Origin of the sequence: Eubacterium multiforme, assembly GCF_030813415.1 — a bacterium.
GTDB lineage: Bacteria > Bacillota > Clostridia > Clostridiales > Clostridiaceae > Clostridium > Clostridium multiforme.
This window is the reverse complement of sequence record NZ_JAUSUF010000002.1, coordinates 175,800-196,515: the sequence shown is the minus strand read 5'-3', so window position 1 is coordinate 196,515 and position 20,716 is coordinate 175,800. Positions and strand designations below refer to the sequence as shown.

16 protein-coding genes are annotated in these 20,716 nt (G+C 24.6%); 15 read left to right on the top strand and 1 reads right to left on the bottom strand.

Annotated elements, in window-relative coordinates:
- Positions 1 to 42: 42 nt before the first annotated feature.
- The 3 genes from J2S18_RS04935 to J2S18_RS04925 are packed head-to-tail and all read left to right on the top strand — an operon-like array spanning position 43 to position 2,481.
- The gene (locus J2S18_RS04935; RefSeq protein WP_307484019.1) at positions 43 to 582 is read left to right on the top strand and encodes a hypothetical protein; all 540 of its coding nucleotides are present in this window, start codon (positions 43 to 45) and stop codon (positions 580 to 582) included.
- Positions 579 to 1,475, top strand: coding sequence for an ABC transporter ATP-binding protein (locus J2S18_RS04930; RefSeq protein ID WP_307484017.1), 897 nt, complete (start codon positions 579 to 581; stop codon positions 1,473 to 1,475). The genes J2S18_RS04935 and J2S18_RS04930 overlap by 4 nt, the downstream gene beginning before the upstream one ends.
- Entirely contained in the window at positions 1,459 to 2,481 is a 1,023-nt protein-coding gene (locus J2S18_RS04925; RefSeq protein WP_307484014.1) for a hypothetical protein, read from the top strand. Before J2S18_RS04930 ends, J2S18_RS04925 begins: the two co-directional genes overlap by 17 nt.
- Before the next feature lie 73 nt (positions 2,482 to 2,554).
- Here J2S18_RS04925 and J2S18_RS04920 read toward each other — a convergent pair whose 3' ends face one another.
- Positions 2,555 to 2,944, bottom strand: coding sequence for a PadR family transcriptional regulator (locus J2S18_RS04920; protein WP_307484010.1), 390 nt, complete (start codon positions 2,942 to 2,944; stop codon positions 2,555 to 2,557).
- Between the two features lie 138 nt (positions 2,945 to 3,082).
- Between J2S18_RS04920 and J2S18_RS04915 the strand changes: the two genes are divergently transcribed.
- From J2S18_RS04915 to mutL, 12 genes are all read left to right on the top strand, one after another.
- The gene (locus tag J2S18_RS04915) at positions 3,083 to 3,295 is read left to right on the top strand and encodes a hypothetical protein (RefSeq protein WP_307484007.1); all 213 of its coding nucleotides are present in this window, start codon (positions 3,083 to 3,085) and stop codon (positions 3,293 to 3,295) included.
- A 224-nt stretch (positions 3,296 to 3,519) separates the two neighbouring features.
- Complete coding sequence (locus J2S18_RS04910) at positions 3,520 to 4,230, top strand: pseudouridine synthase (RefSeq protein ID WP_307484005.1); 711 nt, start codon at positions 3,520 to 3,522, stop codon at positions 4,228 to 4,230.
- Positions 4,231 to 4,252: 22 nt separating this feature from the next.
- Positions 4,253 to 4,798 carry a tRNA 5-(aminomethyl)-2-thiouridylate-methyltransferase MnmM gene (gene mnmM, locus J2S18_RS04905; RefSeq protein WP_307484003.1) on the top strand — a complete coding sequence of 182 codons (546 nt, stop codon included), beginning with the start codon at positions 4,253 to 4,255 and terminating at the stop codon, positions 4,796 to 4,798.
- A 137-nt stretch (positions 4,799 to 4,935) separates the two neighbouring features.
- Positions 4,936 to 5,835, top strand: a complete 900-nt coding sequence (locus J2S18_RS04900; protein ID WP_307484001.1) for a MurR/RpiR family transcriptional regulator — start codon at positions 4,936 to 4,938, stop codon at positions 5,833 to 5,835.
- Positions 5,836 to 6,129: 294 nt separating this feature from the next.
- Positions 6,130 to 7,344: a BaiN/RdsA family NAD(P)/FAD-dependent oxidoreductase gene (locus J2S18_RS04895; protein ID WP_307483999.1), complete on the top strand. Its 1,215-nt coding sequence runs from the start codon at positions 6,130 to 6,132 to the stop codon at positions 7,342 to 7,344.
- A 73-nt stretch (positions 7,345 to 7,417) separates the two neighbouring features.
- Positions 7,418 to 8,074, top strand: a complete 657-nt coding sequence (cmk, locus tag J2S18_RS04890; RefSeq protein WP_307483997.1) for a (d)CMP kinase — start codon at positions 7,418 to 7,420, stop codon at positions 8,072 to 8,074.
- Positions 8,075 to 8,084: 10 nt separating this feature from the next.
- The gene (locus tag J2S18_RS04885; protein WP_307483996.1) at positions 8,085 to 9,992 is read left to right on the top strand and encodes a bifunctional 4-hydroxy-3-methylbut-2-enyl diphosphate reductase/30S ribosomal protein S1; all 1,908 of its coding nucleotides are present in this window, start codon (positions 8,085 to 8,087) and stop codon (positions 9,990 to 9,992) included.
- A 62-nt stretch (positions 9,993 to 10,054) separates the two neighbouring features.
- Positions 10,055 to 10,912, top strand: coding sequence for a GNAT family N-acetyltransferase (locus J2S18_RS04880; RefSeq protein ID WP_307483993.1), 858 nt, complete (start codon positions 10,055 to 10,057; stop codon positions 10,910 to 10,912).
- A 144-nt stretch (positions 10,913 to 11,056) separates the two neighbouring features.
- Positions 11,057 to 12,421, top strand: coding sequence for a tRNA (N6-isopentenyl adenosine(37)-C2)-methylthiotransferase MiaB (gene miaB, locus J2S18_RS04875; protein ID WP_307483991.1), 1,365 nt, complete (start codon positions 11,057 to 11,059; stop codon positions 12,419 to 12,421).
- Between the two features lie 120 nt (positions 12,422 to 12,541).
- Positions 12,542 to 15,790 (top strand): DEAD/DEAH box helicase, encoded by a 3,249-nt coding sequence (locus J2S18_RS04870; protein WP_307483988.1) that lies wholly within the window; start codon positions 12,542 to 12,544, stop codon positions 15,788 to 15,790.
- Between the two features lie 260 nt (positions 15,791 to 16,050).
- Positions 16,051 to 18,735 carry a DNA mismatch repair protein MutS gene (gene mutS / locus J2S18_RS04865; protein WP_307483986.1) on the top strand — a complete coding sequence of 895 codons (2,685 nt, stop codon included), beginning with the start codon at positions 16,051 to 16,053 and terminating at the stop codon, positions 18,733 to 18,735.
- A gap of 13 nt (positions 18,736 to 18,748) precedes the next feature.
- Positions 18,749 to 20,710 (top strand): DNA mismatch repair endonuclease MutL, encoded by a 1,962-nt coding sequence (gene mutL / locus J2S18_RS04860; RefSeq protein ID WP_307483982.1) that lies wholly within the window; start codon positions 18,749 to 18,751, stop codon positions 20,708 to 20,710.
- Positions 20,711 to 20,716 lie beyond the last annotated feature (6 nt).

Here is a 20,716-nt window from a genome sequence, read left to right as displayed (position 1 = left end):
GTACTAAAAAGTAAAATTTTGATGTGTAGGGGTGATAAAAAAGTGAAAAAATCTAAAATATTCGTAGTTATTGGTTTAATTGTAATATTAACAGCTATAATACTAAACAAACCAAATGAATTGAATGTAAAAGTAAAGTTTTATTCGCCAAAAGCTTTAATAGAATCATTTAATAACTCTCTTTTATCAGTTAGAAATGATAATCTTAACATAATAAATACTCAAATTTTGAATGATTGTATCTCAGAAAGAAAACGATTGTCTGATCCTTCAGTTTCATTTGATAAAATCCACTTAGAACAAAATATAAAATTAAGTAATTCTGAAAAAAATAAAATGATAAATAAATATAAAGAAAAGGCTAAGAAAATTTATAGTAATCTACCTAAGGAAATTATTCCATTTAGATTTAAAGCAATTGGAATTAGTAATATGTATTCCTATGAAAATGGAGAAAACAAGATTGTAGGTATTGATAAAACGCCTATAGTTTTAGATGCTGTAATTATAAAAGAAAATGGAAGTTATGTTTTTGATTATTTTCTCATTTCTTCAAATGAAAATGGGGAGGTTATAAAATGATAGAAGTTAATAATGTTTATATGAATATTGATAATAAAGAAATTTTAAGTGATATATCATTTAAATGTGAAGAGGGGAGAATTCTTGGATTAATTGGCCCTAATGGAGTTGGAAAAACAACTCTTATAAAGTGTTTAACAGGAATTTATAAACCTAAATCAGGATCTATTTTATACAATAATATAGAAGTTTTTGATAATGATAAAGTAAAAGAATTAATTGGATATGTTCAAGATGAAAGTACATTTTTTTCTAATTATAAAATTAAAGAAATAAAAAAATATTATAAATTAGCATATAAAAATTTTGATGAGGAGAAGTTTAACAAAATAAATAACATGTTTAACCTTCCGTTAAATAGAAAAGTATTTCAATTATCTAAAGGTATGAAAATGCTTGTAAATATACTATTTGCTTTTTCTATAAATGCAAAATATTTAATACTTGATGAGCCTACATCAGGACTTGATGTTATTTTTAAAAAGAAATTTTTAAGATTGCTTAAAGAAGAAGTGTTAAAAAATAAAGTTACTGTTATTATAAGCTCTCATCATTTAAATGAACTTGAAAATATATGTGATGATATTTTAATTATAAATAATGGAAAAACTGTCTTTAATGATAGTTTGAATAATTTAAATAATAAAGTAAAAAAACTTCAAGTAGCTTTTGATATTCCTGTATATGAAGAAGACTTTGCAAGCTTTAATGAAGTTTTTACATTATCAAAAGTTGGACGAGTGTTCACTATAATAACTAAAAATTATAATGATGACTTTTTAACTAAGTTAAATAAATTAAATCCTTTATTTATAGAAGAAATAAATTTAACTTTAGAAGATATGTTTATATATCACATTGAAAAGGGAGATATAAATGAAAAATATAATTAAAAAAAGTTTAATATATCAATGGTTTTATACGACAAAATGGATAGTATTACTAGCAACTGTTATGTGGTCATTCCTTTCATATATTTTTATTTTTGGTTCCAATGTAGAACAATTTAAAAATAATGTATCACAATTTATTTCAAATAATACGCCTGTTATTCAACCATTAGGAATTGTTATATTTATTGGATTATTAATATTTGTTTATATATCAGGAAATGGAATAAAAAAAAGAAGTAAGATAATATCTATAAATAGTGGACCATATACAAGGGATCAAATATTTTGGAATAATGTATTATGTAATATGTTAGTTTTAATTTTATTTATAGCTATATATTTTTATTTAGGTTTATGTTTTAAATTTAAATATAATGATTTATTTAACTATTCTCCTAATTATTTTAGTGTTTTATTTCTTGATATTTTAAAGTTATTTTCATTAGGATTTATTACTCTTTCATATACATTATTTATGGACAAACTGTTTTCTAATTCTATAGTAGCTATTATTACAATAGTACTTGTACCAATATCATCATTTTTATTTATTTCAGTAAATTTTAGAGTAATATCCGAAATAATGCCATTAGATCAGATTTATTATTTTAAAAACATAATTTTTACTTATTTAAATTATTATCACTATACAGAAGTGAATTACTTATATACTCTAACTTATAGTTATAAATTTAATTTAATATTTACCTTTATTCTAATAATTTCTTCAATAATAATCTTATTTATTATAAAAAAAATAAATAAAATTATTAGGATAGAAAATATATCAAATTTTTTTATATTTAAAAAAGCAAAGTATATAATATCAATATTTTTACCTATTTTAATTGTAAGTTGTGGTTCAGTTCTTTTTGATGGAATATTATTTAGAAGTACTAATTTCTTAAATTTAAAACCAATTTTTTGTTTTTTAGTAATGGAACTAATAATAATTTCAATACTTAGTTTTATAATAAATAAAATCATATCCAATTTTTCAAAATAAAGAAGAGGCTAAAAAGTGCAAACAAAATGCTAAGTAATTATAGCATTTTGTTTGCACTTATGAAGCCTCTTCTTTATTTTAATAACATCTTTTTTAATTTATCAAGTGTTGATTTTGTCTTATCTAAATTTAATATATATTCACCTAAATTTGCATTTAAAAAAGCTATTCCTCTATCTGTTATAGAATAAATCTTTTTACTTCTTTTATTAGATATATCTTCTCCGCTCCATTTTGATATAACATATTCTCTTTCTTCTAATTCATATAAGCTTTCGTATATAGTGCTTGATGACACTGGAAAGGGCATAGTAGAAGAATCAAACATATCCTTAAAATCCGTTAATATTTTATTACCAAATACAACTTCACCTTTTGAAAGTTCCTTTAATATATAAAGCATATATAACATTTTTGTATTTACAACATTTCGTGGAGCTACAATACGATTTCTTTTATCCATAAAACTTCTCCTTTAAAGCTATATTATTTATTTTAATTATACTTTAATAAAATCTTATGGTAAACAAGTCTAAATAAATAACACAAAAAAATAATTAAAGAATATTATATAATAACAAAAGATAAGGAGTTGATAGACATGTCAAGGAGATGTCATAGATGTAATTCATGTTGCTGTAACAACAATTGCCTAAGATGTAATAATAACTGTGGATTTAATAATTGTTGCTGCAATAGGGGATGTAACAGAGGTGGCTGCGGATTTAATAACTGTGGTTTTGGTGGAAATCGTGGATGCTTTAACAATCCTTTAATATGGTTATTATTTCTAAGTGGAGGATTTTTTTTCTAGGATATTAATTATGTAGTGAGTGGTAAAGACTTAAAATTATATGAGTCTTTGTCACTCATATAGTTTTATAACTAATTATATGTTTATCTTACTTTAATTAATGGATATATTTCAAACTAACTTCAATTTTACTTAAAGCATAATAGTTAGTAAAATGCATTATCATTGTAAAATTTTAAATTAATATATATAATCATATAAGAATAATAATTTGGAGGACTATAATGGAGGAAAGATTACAAAAATATATGGCAGGATGTGGAATAGCATCTAGAAGAAAATGTGAAGAATTAATTTTAAGCGGAAGAGTTACTGTAAATGGGAAATTAATAACTGAATTAGGAGTTAAAGTAATTCCTAATAAAGATATTGTTAAATTTGATGGAAAATTAATTTCAAAAGAAGAAAATAAAGTTTATATAATGTTAAATAAACCTGAAGGTTACATAACTTCTTTAAAGGATGAAAAAGGAAGAAAAACAATATTAGATTTAGTAAAAGTTAAAGAAAGAATATTTCCTATAGGAAGATTAGATTATGATAGCTCAGGTTTGTTATTATTAACAAATGATGGTGATATATATAATAAAATAATACATCCAAGAGTTAAATTAGATAAGAAATATGTAGCTGTAGTAAGGGGAAGATTTTCAGAAAAAGAAATTGAAAACTTTAAAAATGGAGTTGATATAGGGGGATATATTACTGCAAGTTCAAATATAAAAGAAATTTCTTTTGAAAACAACATATCTACAGTAGAAATTACTATTCATGAAGGTAAAAACAGACAGATAAGAAAAATGTGCTCTTATTTTAATCATGATGTAATAAGTTTAAAAAGAATAGCTGTTGGAAAAATTAAATTAGGTTATTTAAAAAGAGGAGCTTTTAGGGAGTTAACTAAAGATGAGTTAGATTACATAAATTCTTTATAAATAGTAGGGAGGTAGCTATATTATGTTTAATTATGTAGGAGATATAAGTGAGCTTTCTCATTATATAATAGATAAATTTTTAGATAATAAAAATATTGCAATAGATGGAACATTAGGCAATGGCCATGATAGTGATTTTTTATCAAATAAATTTAAAAAGGTATATAGTTTTGATATACAAAGGGAACCTTGTGAAAATTATATTAGTAAAGAAAAAGATAATGTTATAGTTATATGTGATTCTCATGATAAATTTGATACATATATAAAAGAAAATGTTGATTGTATTATGTACAATCTTGGTTTTTTGCCAGGAGCTTCTAAAGAAGTTACAACTATGCATGATACTTCCATTAATAGTATAAAAAAAGGATTAGAACTTCTTAATAAAGGTGGAATTATGACAATATGTATATATACAGGTCATGATGAAGGTAAAAAAGAAGAATCTTGCATATTGAATTATGTTCAAAATCTATCTAAAAAAGATTATGGAGTTATGTTACATAAGTTTTTAAACAGAAGTGAAACTGCACCAATGCTAGTAGTTATCGAAAAAAACAACTAAAGGTTTATTGCTTAAATTTTAGTTTTAAAAATATATATTCTTTTTATTAGAAATTTCAAATATGAAATTTCTATTGAAAAAAATATCATTAGATGATAAAATATGTATACAAAAGATTGTAAAGTGGGTAGGTAATAATGGATAAAGATTTTAATGATAATAAGGATTTAATGCGATTAATTCAAATAAAATTCCAAAGACTTAGCAAAGGTCAAAAACTTATTGCTGAATATATATTAAACAATTATGATAAAGCTGCTTTTATGACTGCGGCAAAACTTGGAACATCTGTTGGAGTATCTGAATCAACAGTGGTAAGATTTGCTAATGAATTAGGTTTTAGTGGCTATCCAAAACTTCAAAAAGCACTTCAAGAATTAATTAAAAATAAGCTTACTACTGTACAGAGATTAGAACTTTCTAACGAATATGTTTCTGATGGGGATGCTTTAAAAGGAGTTTTAAAGGCAGATATTGAAAATATTAGAGCTACTCTTGAAAAAATTAATCCTAATATATTTGAAGAGGTAGTTAATGAAATTTTCAAAGCAAATAATATATATATTTTAGGACTTAGAAGTTCAACAGCTATAGCAGAATTTTTGGGATTTTATTTAAATATAATTTTGCAAAATGTAAGAACTGTTAGCTATGGTATATCTGATATATTTGAACAAATGATAAATGTTAAAGAAGGAGATTTAGTAATTGGAATTGGATTTCCAAGATATGCTTCTAAAACAATAGATGCTTTAGATTTTTCTAAAAATAAAGGAGCTACAGTTGTTGCTTTAACAGATAGTTTAATTTCTCCTTTAGCTGCAAAGGCAGATTTAGCATTAATTGCTCAAAGTAATATGGCATCATTTGTTGATTCACTTGTTGCACCTCTTTCTCTTGTAAATGCTTTAATTATAGCAGTTGGAATGAGAGAAAAAGAAAATATTGCAAATACATTTTGTTCATTAGAGGAGATTTGGCAAGATTATAATATATATCAAATAAATAATAAAACTATTGGGGATCATGATAATTAGTGTGTATTTTATACACACTTTTTTTATTTGGAATCTTAATGTTAAATATAGAAAAATATGGAGCTGTAGTGTTAATTTTTAAAAATATTATATTTATTTAGTTAACTTTTTTTTATGACTGTAGTACAATTGTTTTAATAATAAGGTGTATTTTTGTTTAAATTTAATTTTAAACTTATTTAAATTCTATTTTTATTTATATGCCTTAATTAAATTTCTAATACTACTAATAAAATAAAAGTGAGTATTTAGATAAAATTATAGATATCTCTTATAAATTAAGGAGCTGATTAAATGAAGAAAGTAGTAGTTATAGGAGCTGGACCTGCTGGAATGATGGCAGCAATAACTGCAAGCAAAAATAATGAAGTAATTTTAATAGAAGGTAATGATAGATTAGGAAAAAAACTATTTATTACAGGTAAAGGAAGATGTAATGTAACAAATAGTAAAGACATTTCAGAGTTCTTTAATTTTATACCAGGAAATCCATATTTTTTATATAGTTCTTTGTATACTTTTACTAATGAAGATACAATTAATTTTTTTGAAAATGAAGGAATTAAGTTAAAAGTAGAACGTGGTGGAAGAGTGTTCCCAAATTCTGATAAATCATCAGATATTATTCGTGGACTATCTAATGCTATGTCACGATGTAATATAAAAATAATGTTAAATAATAAAGTAACTAAAATATTAAAAGAAGATAATAAAATAACAGGTGTTGAAACAAATAATGAAAATATAATAAAAGGAGATTATTTTATTATAGCTACAGGTGGTGCATCTTATCCACTAACTGGTTCAAGGGGAGAAGGTCAGAAGTTTTCAAAGGAACTTGGACACAAAATTGAACCTTTAAAACCATCTTTAGTTCCAATAGAAATTAAGGAGAATCTAGTTAAAGAATTAATGGGATTATCTCTTAAAAACATTGAACTTACTATATATGAAAATAATAAAAAAGTTTTTAAAGATTTTGGGGAGATGATATTTACCCATTTTGGAATTTCAGGCCCTTTAGTTTTAAGTGGCAGTAGATTTATAAAAGAAAATAAATCCTATAAAGTATCTATAGATTTAAAACCTAAACTAGAACAAAAAGATTTAGACCTTAGAGTTCAAAAGGATTTTAAAAAATATATAAATAAGAATTTTAAAAATGCTTTAGATGATCTATTGCCAAAAAAACTTATACCAATAGTAATAGGATTATCTGATATAGATGAAGATAAAAAGGTTAATGAAATAACTAAAGAGGAAAGAAAAAGATTGGTTTCAATAATAAAGAATTTAGAATTAACTGTAAGTGGATTAAGACCTATTGAAGAAGCTATTGTTACAGCTGGTGGAGTAGATACTAAGGAAATAGACCCATCAACTATGAAAAGTAAAATAATTGATAATCTATCCTTTGCAGGTGAAGTTATAGATGTTGATGCCTTTACAGGAGGATATAATGTTCAAATAGCATTATCTACAGGCTATATAGCCGGAAGTAATCTTTAAAATGCTTGTTATACCAAGAATAAAATTATATAATTAGATTTATAGTTGTTTATTTAGAAAGGTGGAAAATAATTTGAAAATATCAGTTGCAATAGATGGACCAGCAGGAGCAGGTAAAAGTACAATAGCTAAACTTGTAGCTAAAGAATTTAATTTAATGTATATAAATACTGGTGCAATGTATAGAGCAGTTGCCCTTAAAGCATCAGAAAAAGGATTAACTCCTGAAAATAAAGAAGAAATTTGCAATTTAATATCTAATATGGAAATGCATTTTGAAAATGATGATTTAATTTTAGATGGAGAAAATATTCAATCTAAAATAACTATGCCAGAAATTAGTGGTATAGTTTCTGCCTATGCATCAATTCCAGAAGTAAGAAAGCTTTTAGTAAAATTACAAAGAGATATGTCTAATAAATACAATGTTATAATGGACGGTAGAGATATAGGAACTGTTGTACTAAAAGATTCAAAATTTAAGATTTTCTTAACAGCAACTCCAGAAGAAAGAGCTGAAAGAAGATATTCAGAACTTTTAAATAGAAATATTGATTGTTCTTATGATGAAATTTTAAAGGATATAATAAGAAGAGATCATGAAGATAGCACAAGAAAAACAGATCCTTTAAGAAAAGCTTCTGATGCAGTTGAAATTGATACAACAGGTTTAAATATTAAAGAAGTTACAAATAAAATCAATGATTTTATAAGGTCTAGACTTAATTAGGAGAAAATTTATGAAAGAGATTATATTAGCTGAAAATGCTGGATTCTGCTTTGGGGTACAAAGAGCAGTTGAAAAATCACTTGAAATTAAGAAAAATTACAATAAAAAAATATATACATTAGGTCCACTTATTCACAATAATGATGTAGTTAAATATTTAGAAGAAAATGATATTTATGCTATTGATTATGATAATATAGATAATTTAAATAGTGGTGATGTTATTGTAATAAGATCACATGGGGTTCCAGAGGATGTAATTAAAACTTTAGAAGAAAAAGGCTTTGAAGTTATAAATGCAACATGCCCATTTGTTACGAATATACAAAAAAAAGTAAAAAAATATTCTGAAGATGGGTATAATATAGTTATACTTGGTGATAAAGACCATCCAGAAGTAATAGGTATAAATGGATGGTGTGATAACAAAGCTATAATTACACCAGATGGTGAATTTAAAAAAGAAATTCCAAATAAAATATGTGCTGTTTCACAAACTACTGAAAAAGAAGCAAATTGGAAAAATACAGTAGATAACTTATCAAAAAAAGCAGATGATCTTCTTACATTTAATACAATTTGTTCTGCTACAGAGGTGAGACAAAAAAGTGCTTATGAATTATCAAATGAGGTAGATGCCATGATTGTTGTTGGAGGTAAAAATAGTTCTAATACAACTAAACTTTATCAAATTTCCAAATGCAATTGTGAAAATACAATTCATATTGAAAATTCAAAAGAATTACCACATAATTTTATAAATAATAAAAATTTTAAAAAGATAGGAATTACAGCTGGTGCTTCAACACCAGATTGGATAATTAGGGAGGTTATTGATATTATGCAAAGTGAAAACAACATTAATGATGAACAATTACAATTAATGAATGAAATGGACAAAAGATTTCATATAGGTGATGAAATTGAAGGAGAAATTTTATCAATAGGAAGAGATGAAGTTGTTGTATCACTTATTGGATACAAATCAGACGGAGTAATTCCATTTAAAGAATTAACAGCAAAGGTTGATCCAAAGGAATATTCAGAAAAATTAAATGTTGGGGATGTAATAAAGGCTAAGGTTATTAAACTTAATAATGAAAATGGATTTGTTGTTTTATCAAGATTAGAGTACGAAAAAGAAGAAACTATAAATGACTTAGAAAGTTTATTTAAAAACAATGAACCCTTTGAATTAAAAATTTCTGAAATTAAAGAAAAAGGATTAGTTGGATATTATAAAGGAATAAGAATATTTGTTCCTGCATCTCAAATAGATATAAAATTTGTTAATGATAAGGATGTTTATAAAGGTCAAACACTAGTTGTAAAATTAATAGATTTTAATAAAGAAAACCCTTCAAGAGTAGTAGCTTCAAGAAGAATAGTTCAAGAAGAAGAAAAAAATGCTAATGAAGAGAAAGTTTTAACTTCACTAAAGGTTGGAGATATTGTAAAGGCTGAAGTAAAAAGATTTACAAACTTTGGTGCTTTTGCAGAAGTTGAAGGAGTAGATGGATTAATTCATTTATCACAAATATCATGGAACCATGTAAAAAGAGCAGAAGATTACTTAAAAAGTGGAGATATAATTGATGTTAAGGTTATAGAATTAGATAAAGATAATAAGAAATTATCTCTTAGCATTAAAGAACTTACTCCAGAACCATGGCAAAATGCAGCTGATAAATATCCAGAAGGATCTATAGTTCTTGGAAAAGTAGTTAGAATAAATGATTTTGGTGCATTTGTAGAATTAGAACCTGGCTTAGATGGATTAGTTCATATATCAAAAATAAGTCATGATAGAATAGATAATCCAGCAGATGTTTTATCAGTAGGTCAAGAAATTAAAGCAAAAATATTATCAGTAGATGAAGAAAATAAAAGAATAAGCTTAAGTATGAAAGACGTTTAATACTTTATAACCCCTAGTAATAGGGGTTATTTTACAATAATTTATGGGGTGGATATTTTTATATGATATATTATGAGAAATTAAGTAGTAAAAATTTCTCTAACTTAATTGAATTAGTAGATGAATTTTCTAAAATTAATAATTATAGATGTAATATAGTAGATATTTATAAAAAACTAAATTTTATAAAAAAATTTTTTTATAAAAATAAAGTTACTCTTATTTTATTAGATAATAAATATATAGGTTATATTTATTATGAAACAGTTACAGTTGATACTATAGTAATAAATGATTTGTATATAAAAGAAGATTTTTTGGAATATGTAAATATAATAGAATTTAATAAATTTCAAAATAAAATTTTAATTTATCAAGTATATGAAGATGATTTAACAAAGAAAATTCTACTAGCAAATGATTTTAAAAGGGGAAGGATTACTAAACTATTACATTTAAACATAGTATATTTTCATAAAATATATGAAAATAAGAGAATTTCCTTTAGGACTTTTAAAAAAGATGTAGATGAAACACTTCGTTGTAATTTGCAAAATAATATTTTTGATAGCAATGATAGAATTCCTCTTCAAATAAAAGATATAAAATATGAAGAAAAACAAGATTTTTATAAAAAGGACTTATGTATATTTATGTTATTGGATAATAAAGAAATAGGATATGGGCAAATTGTATATAATAAAAATATGTATATGATTGTTAACTTTGGGGTATTAAAAGAATATCGTGGGCTAGGATATGGAGAATACCTTTTAAATTATCTTGTAAATATTGCTTATAACTTAAATATAACAGATTTATATATTCGTGTTGATTATGAAAATTATAAAGCATCAAATCTTTATAGTAAAATAGGCTTTAAATTTGTTGGTTACTATGCAACTTGGATTAAATCTTAATAATATAAAATTTAAGTTTTTAAACTTTAATTATACAATAATAAAGGATTATGTTTTAAAACATAGTCTTTTTATTTTTATATTATATATGCTATAATATTTAAAGTGTATTATAAAACATATTAATATTTTGGAGGAAACGGAATGAATTTTGATATAAAAAATATTGAAAATAACATAGAAAAAAACAAAGGACAACACTTTTTTATTTCTACATTTGGATGTCAAATGAATGAAGAAGATTCAGAAAAACTTTCTGGAATGCTTAAAAGAATAGGCTATACAAGAACAGAAAATATAGATGATGCATCAATAATAATTTTTAATACATGCTGTGTAAGAGAAAATGCTGAAAATAAAGTTTTTGGTAATTTAGGAGCATTAAAAAAACGTAAGGCAGAAAATCCAGATTTAATAATAGGTATATGTGGATGTATGATGCAACAAAAGGGAATGGCAGATAAAATATTAAAAACTTTCCCATTTGTAGATATTATATTTGGAACACATAATTCATATAAATTCCCTGAATACTTACATAGAGTTAAAAGTGAAGGTGTACAGGTTAAAGAAATATTTGATAAAGAAACTGAAATAATAGAAGGAATTCCTGTAGATAGAGAAAGCTCAACTAAAGCATATGTAACAATTATGTATGGCTGCAATAACTTTTGTACATACTGTATAGTTCCATATGTTAGAGGAAGAGAAAGAAGTAGAAAACCTTCTGATATACTAAAGGAAGTTAATGATCTTGTAGCTAAAGGATATAAAGAAGTTACTCTTTTAGGTCAAAATGTTAATTCTTATGGAAAAGGCTTAGAAGAAGATGTAGACTTTGCAAAGTTACTTAGAATGATAAATGAAGTTAGTGGTTTAGAGAGAGTTAGATTTATGACTTCTCATCCTAAAGACTTAAATGAAGATGTAATAACTGCAATTAAAGAATGTGATAAGCTTTGTGAACAAGTACATTTACCAGTTCAAAGTGGATCAGATAGAATATTAAAAGAAATGAATAGACATTATGATAGAGAAAGATATATGTATCTAATTAATAAAATCAAAAAGGAAATTCCAGATGTAGCAATAACAACAGATATTATTGTAGGTTTCCCTGGAGAAACAGAAGAAGATTTTGAAGATACATTAAGCCTAGTAAATGAAGTAGGTTATGATTCAGCTTTTACTTTTATATATTCAAGAAGAAATCATACGCCAGCAGATAGGATGGAAAATCAAGTTCCAGATGATGTTAAACATGAAAGATTTAATAGACTAGTTGAAGCTGTAAATAAAAATGTTATTGCTTCAAATAAGAAGTATGAAGGTAAAATAGTTGAAGTATTAGTTGAAGGTCATAGTAAAAATGATGAAACAAAGTTAATGGGAAGAACTAGAAATGGAAGATTAGTTAATTTCTCAGGTGATGAATCATTAGTTGGAACTTTAGTTAACTTAAAAGTAGTTAGAGCACAACCTTTCTCATTAATAGGAGAATTAATTTAAAATAATAATATATAAAGGATAGCTTTAGTTTTAGCTATCCTTTAATTTTATAAACTCTTGCATATAATTAAATTTTAATTTATGCTATGGATATAATTATGTAATGAGGGTGAAAATTTGATGATTAAGCAGAATTTTATAGAGGGTTTTAATAAAAGTGTTAGCACTAAAAATCTTTCTGATGGTATGAGAGTTTTAAATAATGATTTAATTGAAGATATAAATTATTCTTTTTCTGAAAATACAGGAGAAATTACTATAGATACAAGTGTTATTTCAGAAAATCTTTATAGTAAATATAATTGTAACCTTCATATAAACTCAAATACATATGAAGTTTTAAATACAAAATGTACTTGCAAGGACTTCGAAAAAAACGAAATTACTAAACATAATTATGCATGTAAACATTTGTGTGCATCCTTTTATAGGTTTTTAGAGAAACTTAGTGATGATGATATTTTAAAGAAACAATTAAATACAAATATAGATAATAAATTAAAATCAAAAAATTCTACAGATACTTTAGATATTTTATTAGGTGATAACTATAAAGATAATTTAAGAATTGATGTTTATATAAATAAAAATTCCTGGTCAAATAAAATTGGTGCTGAATTTAGAATAGGTATAAAACCTTCAAAAATGTATTTAATTAAAGATATAAATATGTTTTTAGTTAATAAATATAATGAAGTTCCAATTAAATATAGTAAAGATTTCACCTTTGATATTAAAAGGCAAAAACTATCTTATGAAGATATACGATTATTTAAATTTATTGAAGTTTTAAAAAATATAGATATAAACTCAAATAATTTTAAAAGAAGTCAAGATAGATATGTAAATGGTAAAGAAATTTGGATACCAAATGGTATGATTAGAAATTTTTTTGAAATTATTAAAAATAATAGGGTTTATTTAAATAATGGTTTTTATGCTAGAAAAATTGAAAGTGAAATTATAGAGGAGGATATTCCTCTTCCAATTGAATTATCAGAAAAAAATAACAATATTAAGTTAAAGCTTTTAAGAGGAATACCAGAAGATTTAAGTGGAAATGGTGATGTATTCTTATATGATACAATAATATATCTTCCATCTATGGATCAGTGTGAAAGGTTATCTAACTTTATTAAAGTATTTTTAAATACAGATGAGATTAAATTTTTAGAACATCAAAAGGATAGAGTGTATAAAGAGCTTATTCCAAGTTTAAGGAAAGTTTCAAATACAGTAATATTAGACAAAAGTATTTCTAAAAATATAGTTGTTTCTTCAGTTAAATTTAAATTTTATTTTGATAGAGAAACTTCAATAATATTAAAGTTAAATGTTGTTTATGGAGAATTTGAATTTAATATATTTGATAATATAAAAGATAAGTTTATTTATAGAGATACTAAAAAAGAAGAGGAAGTAATAAATTTATTAAAAAATCTTGGTATAGAAAGAGTTGATAATAGTAATATATTTACCTTCTATAAAGAAGACGAATATATATTTGATTTTTTTAAAAACAATATAAATATTCTTCAAGATATTGGAGAAGTATTTTATTCTGAAAAATTTAAAGGTATTGTTTCCTTAGATAAAAATAAATTTAATGTAGATGTAAGAAGAGGAAAAGAAAATTATTTTAATTTTAGATATTCTGTATCAAATATTTCAGAAGAAGAATTTTATAATATTTTAAAAAGTTTTAAAGATAATAAAAAATATTATAGACTGGAAAATGGAGAATTTATTGATTTAGAAGAAATTCAAAACAAAGAACTTTTAAGAATTATTGATACATTAAGTGAAGAGAAAATAAATACAAATGAAGTGGAATTTAGTGCAAATAAAGCAATTTATGCTAATTTAAAATTAAATAAATTGTTTGGAGAGTTTAATGGAAACAACTTACTACAGGATATAACTAAAAAATTAGACAATATATCATCTAATAAAACTTTAGTTCCAAAGGATTTAAAGGCAGAACTTAGAGATTATCAAATAAGTGGTTTAAAATGGTTTAATGATTTATACTCCTTAGGTTTTGGAGGTATTCTTGGGGATGAAATGGGACTTGGTAAGACAATACAAGCTATAAGTTTTATTTTATCTAATAAAGGTTCAAAATCTTTAATTGTTGCTCCAACTTCTTTAATATATAATTGGAGAGATGAATTTTTAAAATTTGCTCCAAATTTAAAAGTTGCAATTGTAAATGGAAGTAAAAAATCAAGATGTGAGTTAATTAAAAATATTGATAAATATGATGTAATATTAACTACTTATAATTTATTAAGAATAGATACCTTATTATATGATAAAGTATCCTTTGATATTTGCTTTTTAGATGAAGCTCAGTATATTAAAAATCCACTAGCTAAAAATACTAAAGCCTGTAAAAAAATAAATGCTAAAAGCAAATTTGCATTAACAGGAACACCAATGGAAAATAATTTAATGGAGCTTTGGTCAATTTTTGATTTTATAATGCCAGGATTTTTATATAGTAAAGATAGATTTAATTCACGCTATAATAGAGCCTTAGAAGAAGATGAGGTTATTATTAAAGAGCTTCAAATGTTAATATCTCCCTTTATACTTAGAAGATTAAAAAAAGATGTATTAAATGAATTACCAGATAAAATTGAAAAAGTAATAAGTATAGATATGACAAAGGAACAAAAAAAGGTATATGCAAGCTATGCTAAATATGTAAATGACATTATTGAAGATAAGGTTAAAAATGACGAATTTAATAATAGTAAAATTGAAATATTATCATATATAACTAAGCTTAGACAAATATGTTTAGACCCTTCCTTAGTTATGGAAAGCTATAAAGGTGGAAGTGGAAAGTTTGAAGCCTTAATGGAACTTCTAACTGATATGATAGAAAATAATCATAAAGTACTTATATTTTCTCAGTTTACTTCTGTATTATCAAAAATTAAAGAACTACTAAGAGTTAATGATTTAAGTTATTATTATATAGATGGTTCTATTAAATCATGTAAAAGGCAAGAATTAGTAAATAAATTTAACAATGACTTAACCAATGTATTTTTAATTTCTTTAAAAGCAGGAGGAACAGGTTTAAATCTTACAAGTGCAGATATAGTTATACATTTTGATCCCTGGTGGAATCCAGCAGTTGAAGAACAAGCTACTGATAGAGCCCATAGAATAGGACAAAAAAATGTTGTTGAAGTTATAAAGTTAATTTCAGAGGGAACTATTGAAGAAAAAATAATAAATCTTCAAGAAAAGAAGAAAGAAGTTATTGAAAATTTAATAGGAGAAGATTCTTTAAGTAATATGGCTTTTAGTAATCTTTCAAAGGATGCAATATTTAAATTATTTGATAGGGATTAAATATTAAAAAAGAGCTATGTACTACATTAAATTAGTATATAGCTCTTTTTGCAATTATGAAAGTTTATTTATAGTGATAATTTTGTTCATTTATTATAGGAGACTTATAGTTTATTCAATTAAAATTTTATGTTATACTTCAATAAGTATATATAAAATTTTTGATGAAAAAAGTTAATAAAATAATTATAATAGATAAAAATTATTTAACCCTGTGTTTAAAAGGGTTAATTTAAAAAGGTTAAGTGAGGTGAACATATATGGGTTTAACCCCTATGATGAAACAATACTTTGAAATAAAGGATAAATATAATGATTGTATATTATTTTTTAGATTAGGAGATTTTTATGAAATGTTCTTTGATGATGCAAAAACTGCATCTAGAGAATTAGAATTAGTTTTAACAGGTAGAGATTGTGGATTAGAAGATAGAGCTCCAATGTGTGGTATTCCATTCCACGCCTCTGCATCATATATATCAAGACTTATTAATAAAGGCTATAAAGTTGCAATATGCGAACAAGTAGAAGATCCAAGTGTTGCAAAGGGATTAGTAAAAAGGGATGTAATAAAAGTAATTACTCCAGGAACTTATGTTGATAATAATAATGAGAATGATTCTAATACTTATCTTTTAGCAATTTATGAAGGAAGTAATAATATAGGTCTTGCTCTTACTGATATAAGTACTGGTGAATTTAAAACAACATCCTTCACTTCTTTAAAGAGCACTTTATTTGATGAAATAACAAAAGTAAATCCAAAAGAAATAATTATAGATATAAATACTAATGAGAAATTTATTAATGAACTAGAAGGATATACTAATGCACTTTTAACAAAAAAAGATTTAAATGCTTTTAAAGTTACTGATGAGGACTTAGTAGAACAATTTGGAGAAAACTCAATTTTAGAATTAAGTGATGAAAGTAAAACAGCTTGTAAAATACTTTTAAAATATATTTTTGAAACTCAAAAAATTAGTCTTGCAAATATAAATTTTATTGAAAGATATAATATTGTAAATTATATGACAATAGACGGTAACTCTAGAAGAAACTTAGAACTTACTGAAAGTATAAGAGAAAAAAGTAAAAAAGGTTCTCTTCTTTGGGTTATGGATAAAACCTCTACTTCTATGGGAGGGAGAGTTTTAAGAAAATGGATAGATGAACCTCTTATATCTAAACAAGAAATAGAAAGAAGATTAAATGGAGTAGAGGAGCTTTATTTATCTATTGAATTAAATGAAGATATAAAAACTGCCCTTAAGGATATATATGATATAGAAAGAATAGTTGGTAAAATAGCAAATGGAAATGTTAATGGAAAGGATATGGTATCCCTTAGAACTTCTTTAAGTAAACTTCCATACATAAAAGAAATATTATCAAAAACTTCTTCAGACATATTAAAAGATTATTATGAAAACTTAGATGTATTAGAAGATTTAAAAGAACTATTATTTAACTCTATATTAGATGATCCATCTATAAGTGTAAAAGAAGGAAATATAATTAAAGATGGATACTCACCTGAAGTTGATGAACTTAGACGTGCAAAACTTCATGGAAAGGAATGGATTGCCTCTTTAGAAAATAGTGAAAGAGAGTTTACTGGAATAAAATCATTAAAGGTTGGTTACAATAAAGTATTCGGTTATTACATTGAAATACGAAGGGCAAATTATGGATCAATACCTGAAGGTAGATACATAAGAAAGCAAACTCTTGCAAATTCTGAAAGATTTATAACACAAGAACTAAAGGAAATGGAAGATAAAATTTTAGGTGCAGAAGAAAAGCTAATTAATCTTGAATATTCTATATTCTTAGATATTAGAAATAAAGTTTCAAATGAAATTGCAAGATTAAAAAGAAGTGCTAAAATAATAGGTAACTTAGACTCTTTATCTACTTTAGCATTAATTGCTCTTGAAAATGACTACGTTAAACCAATAGTAAATGAAGAAGGTATTATAGATATTAATGAAGGAAGACATCCAGTAGTTGAAAAGGTAATTGGAAGAGGAGAATTTGTATCTAATGATACTTTATTAAATAAAGAGGATAATAGATTACTTTTAATAACAGGACCTAATATGGCTGGTAAATCAACCTATATGAGACAAGTAGCCTTAATTACATTAATGGCTCAAATTGGTTCCTTTGTTCCAGCAAAAAGTGCTAATATTTCAATATGTGATAAAATTTTTACAAGAATAGGTGCATCTGATGACTTAGCTGGAGGAAAATCTACATTTATGGTAGAAATGTGGGAAGTATCAAATATCTTAAAAAATGCAACTTCAAATAGTTTAGTTTTATTAGATGAAGTTGGAAGAGGTACTTCAACTTATGATGGATTAAGTATAGCTTGGTCTGTTATTGAATATATATCAAAAAATAATAATTTAAAATGTAAAACATTATTTGCAACTCACTATCATGAATTAACAAAACTTGAAGGAAAAATAGATGGAGTTAAAAATTATTCTGTTGCCGTAAAAGAGTTAGATAATACTATAATTTTCTTAAGAAAGATTATAGAAGGTGGAGCAGATGAATCTTATGGTATTGAAGTTGCAAAGCTTGCAGGACTTCCTGAGGATGTTATAAATAGAGCTAGAGAGATATTAAATGAACTTGAAGGAACTAACACTCATAGGTTAAATGAAGAAAAAGATTTAAAAGAAAATAAAATAGAAAAAGTAGAAGTTATTAGTGAAGAAGTATCTATAGATAATAATTCAAAAACTGAAATAGAAAAAGAAGAAATAAAAGAAACTATAGTAAAAGAAAGTGATATGCAAATAGATTTTACATTTATGGAAAAGGAAAATCTTATAAAAGAACTTTCAGAAGTTGATATATTAAATTTAAATCCTCTTGAAGCTATGAATAAGCTTTATAAACTAGTTAGTGATGCTAAAAAGTTAAACTAGGAGGTGATAATTCTTGAATAGAATAAATCTATTAGATGAAAACACATCAAATAAAATTGCAGCTGGGGAAGTTGTTGAAAGACCTTCCTCTGTTGTAAAAGAATTAGTAGAAAATAGTATTGATGCAGGTTCTAAAAATATTACTGTTGAAATTGAAGAGGGAGGCTGTGCATTAATAAAAATTATTGATGATGGAAATGGTATACACAAAGATGACATTAAAAAAGCCTTTTTACCCCATGCAACAAGTAAAATTAAATCTGTTGAAGATATATTTACAATAAATACTTTAGGTTTTAGAGGAGAAGCATTAGCTTCAATAGCCTCTGTTTCTAAAGTTAATTTAAAAACTAAAACTAGTGAAAGTGACTTTGGACGTGAAATTTCAATTGAAGGTGGAGAAATATTAGAAGAGAAAGATTGTGGATGTAATATTGGAACTACAATTGAAGTTAGAGATTTATTTTTTAATGTTCCAGCTAGAAAGAAGTTTTTAAAGTCCTTTACTAGAGAAGGTTCTATAATAAATGATATATTAAATAGAATATCAATTGCTAACCCAAATATTAGCTTTAAATTATATAATAATGGGAAAAAGGTTTTAAATACATTTGGTAGTGGTAATATAAAAGATGTTTTAAGAGCTATATATGGTAAAAAGATAAGTGATAACTTAATTAGTTTTAAAGGTGATAGAGATATTATTTCTATAAGTGGTTTTATTGGAAAAGAAGATATAGCTAGAGGATCTAGAAATAATCAAAGTATTTTTGTAAATGGAAGGTATATAAAAAATAAAACTTTAGTAGCAGCTGTAGAAAATGCTTTTAAATCCTTTAGTACAGTAAACAAATTTCCTTTTTTTGTTTTATTTATCCATATATATCCACAATATGTAGATGTAAATATTCATCCAACTAAGGCTGAAATTAAGTTTAAAGATGATAGAATAGTATTTAAGGCAGTATTTGATGCAGTTCACAGCGCTCTTAAAGAAAGTGTTTTTAATGAATTTAAGCTTCCAGAAGAAGAAATTACTTCTAATGAAGAAAGTCATAAAAATATTGAAATGGACTTAGTATTTCAAGAAGATAAAGTAAAATTTAATTCCTTTGAAAAAAATCAAGAAATGAATAATAGGGAAGATTTTTCAAAGGCAATAATAGAAGAAAAAGAAGAATTAAATAAACTTAAAGAAAAGTTAAACAATAAAGATATAAAGGTTTATAGTAATGAAAATAATTCTTCTAATGATTATAATTTAAATTATAATGAAATTATTAAAGAATCTAATGATAACCATTCTATACTTTATAATAAAGATATTAATGAAGAAAAAGACTTTATACCTAAAGAAAATACAAGTTGTGATGTAAGAAATGAAAAAATTGCAAAATTTCCTCCTCTTAGAATTATTGGTCAATTTAATAAAACTTATATATTAGGGGAGTTTAATGAAGTACTATATCTTATAGACCAACATGCAGCTCATGAAAAGATATTATTTGAAAAATACATGAAGGATATAAAAGAAGGAACTATAGTAGTTCAGCCATTATTAATACCTACTTTATTAGAATTAACCATTGATGATTTGTCCTTTTATGAAGAGAATAAAGATGTATTTTTAAATTCTGGATTTAAGGTTGAAAGTTTTGGTGGAAATACTTTAGCTTTAAAGGAAGTCCCTTACTTCTTAGGAAAACTAGATCCTAAAACTTTATTTTTAAGTATAATTGATGATTTGAAAAATTTAGGTAGTGGTAAAACAGTAGATATAAAATACAATAAGATTGCAACTATGGCATGTAAGTCAGCTGTAAAAGGCAATGATACTTTAAATGAACAGGAAATGATAAAGTTAATAGAGGATTTAAGATTTATAGATGACCCATTCCATTGTCCACATGGAAGACCCACAATTATAAAATTTACTAATTACGAATTAGAGAAAAAATTTAGAAGAATAGTTTAAAGGATG

Bases quoted from the DNA above. Each gene is read 5' to 3' on its own strand.
- J2S18_RS04930 (WP_307484017.1), top strand. From the start codon at position 579: ATGATAGAAGTTAATAATGTTTATATGAATATTGATAATAAAGAAATT.
- J2S18_RS04925 (WP_307484014.1), top strand. From the start codon at position 1,459: ATGAAAAATATAATTAAAAAAAGTTTAATATATCAATGGTTTTATACG.
- J2S18_RS04920 (WP_307484010.1), bottom strand. From the start codon at position 2,944: ATGGATAAAAGAAATCGTATTGTAGCTCCACGAAATGTTGTAAATACA.
- J2S18_RS04915 (WP_307484007.1), top strand. From the start codon at position 3,083: ATGTCAAGGAGATGTCATAGATGTAATTCATGTTGCTGTAACAACAAT.
- J2S18_RS04910 (WP_307484005.1), top strand. From the start codon at position 3,520: ATGGAGGAAAGATTACAAAAATATATGGCAGGATGTGGAATAGCATCT.
- mnmM (WP_307484003.1), top strand. From the start codon at position 4,253: ATGTTTAATTATGTAGGAGATATAAGTGAGCTTTCTCATTATATAATA.
- J2S18_RS04900 (WP_307484001.1), top strand. From the start codon at position 4,936: ATGGATAAAGATTTTAATGATAATAAGGATTTAATGCGATTAATTCAA.
- J2S18_RS04895 (WP_307483999.1), top strand. From the start codon at position 6,130: ATGAAGAAAGTAGTAGTTATAGGAGCTGGACCTGCTGGAATGATGGCA.
- J2S18_RS04885 (WP_307483996.1), top strand. From the start codon at position 8,085: ATGAAAGAGATTATATTAGCTGAAAATGCTGGATTCTGCTTTGGGGTA.
- J2S18_RS04880 (WP_307483993.1), top strand. From the start codon at position 10,055: ATGATATATTATGAGAAATTAAGTAGTAAAAATTTCTCTAACTTAATT.
- miaB (WP_307483991.1), top strand. From the start codon at position 11,057: ATGAATTTTGATATAAAAAATATTGAAAATAACATAGAAAAAAACAAA.
- J2S18_RS04870 (WP_307483988.1), top strand. From the start codon at position 12,542: ATGATTAAGCAGAATTTTATAGAGGGTTTTAATAAAAGTGTTAGCACT.
- mutS (WP_307483986.1), top strand. From the start codon at position 16,051: ATGGGTTTAACCCCTATGATGAAACAATACTTTGAAATAAAGGATAAA.